This is a genomic window from Rhizobacter sp. P3_C12, from assembly GCF_056402735.1.
Window position 1 is genome coordinate 1 of record NZ_JBFUGW010000536.1, and the last position, 1,856, is coordinate 1,856.

1 protein-coding gene is annotated in these 1,856 nt (G+C 68.4%); it reads right to left on the minus strand.

The annotated features are described in order from the left end of the window. On the minus strand, positions 1-1,856 hold a 1,856-nt coding region (locus AC1DXV_RS34230), incomplete at both ends, for a PAS domain-containing protein (protein ID WP_477937996.1).

The window sequence follows — 1,856 nt, forward strand, 5'->3', positions numbered from 1 at the left end:
CGCATCGGCAGCGCATCGGCCACCGTGCGCAGACGCGCCTCGCTCTCCTGGAGCGCTCGCTGCGCTTCGCGGTACGAGGTGACGTCGGCGACGAGGGTATACAGCCCGACGACCTTGCCCTGCTCGTCGCGATCGGGAACGGCCGTGACCTGCACATGGCGACGACCTTCGGGGCGCACCATTTCCCGGTCGTACGCAACCTCGTGGCCTCCCAGGGCTTCCCGCAGCCGGGGCTCGACCTCCACCCAGGCCTGCTCGCCATAGAACTCCCGCACGCTCGCCCCGATCTGCGGCGCCGCTGCATCGCCAAACCATTGCTGGTACGTCCGGTTGACGAAGCGAAAGCGCAGGTCGCAGTCGAGGTAGGAGATCAGTGCCGGCAGGTGATCGGTCACCATGCGCAGCCGGTGCTCGCTCGCACGGACCGCCTGTTCCGCGGCCTCGGCAGCCGAGACGCTCGCAACCAATTGCCTGAGCACCGGCCTCACTTCGCTGTGCTGGACATAGATGGCCAGCGCGACGATGCCGACAAGCGCCAACGCAAGAAGGTTGAGGCGTGACCTCATCGGCGCATAGAGCGTCTCGACATCGGTTCGCACCGCGAACCCGAGCCCGAAATCCTTGATCGGCGCGAAGGCCGAGAGGACAGGGTTGCCGCGCTGGTCGTCGAGGAACTGCACGCCCTGTTCGCCGAGCACGGCTCTTGCCACCGGAAGGGTGGGACTGCCGGCCGCGTCGAACATCGGCAGTTCGAACCCGGACGGCCTGAACCGGTTCGGCGCACAGACCAGCCTGTCCTGGTCGCGGCCGCAGATCGCCACGTCGGATGTGTCGCGGGACGCTCGGATGTCCGCCAGCAGACGATCGAACAGCGGCATGCGCTGCTCGGTGAGCACGCGTCCGACGGTGCGCTCCCCGACGCGGACGTCGGTTGACGTGAAGAGCAGGTACCCCTCCCGCCAGGCCAGGGAGGTCGTCGACCCCGTGGTCGACAGGCGCTGGATGACTTGCGTCTTCGCCGATGTCATGGAGCCCGCCTGCGCCACGCACGTGGCATTCGCGGCGTAGATCTCCACACCGGTCAGGTCGGTGGTCAGGACGCTGTCGGCAACCCGCTGCAGGAACTCCTTGGCCACCGCGTCGTCGGGTGCCGTGCTCAGCCTGTCCAGGGCCTGGCGCGCGGCCGGCCGCGTCGCCACGGTTCTCGGGAACCACAGGCTCACCTCGATGGTGTGGGCCAGCGATGTGGCGTTCGTCTCGGCGATGAGCAGCATGTCTTTTGCGACCGAGCGCTCGAAGGTGTCGCGCATGACCCCGAAACCCGCCACGCCCCCCGCCAGGGCGACCAGCGTGATGACCGCGATCGAGCGCCGCTTGATGCGCTGCTCGGTCCTTTGCAACACCTTGGGTTCAAGCGCCTGGGAGGCTCCGTGGAGCATCCACAGGCCGGAGCCGACGACCGAGAGTCCGAGCGCGGTGACCGGCAGGATCCGGTTGAAGCTCGCCACCCAGTACAGCGTCTCCAGGCCCACGAAGTGACCGACCAGTCCGGCCAGGCCGATGATGAAAACGGCCAGGGACAGCGCCAGGAAGACGAGCTGGCGAGGCCTGGTGGAGGGTTGCCTGTTCAGCCAGAAGCCGATGCCGCTGAGCAGGAACGCCAGGCTCGCGTTCGCGGACAGCCGGCCAGGAGAGGGAAGGGTCGCCGTGGCGACCGTGCCGGCACGGACGATGTCGACCCCCAGGCCGATGCGTGTCGCCCCTTCGAACAGGTAGGCCAGGGGCAGCGCGATCAGGGCGGCGATGCAGAGGGCAGAGAGTCGGGTGAGCCAGGCGGCCGGGCTGGAGGGGCGCGA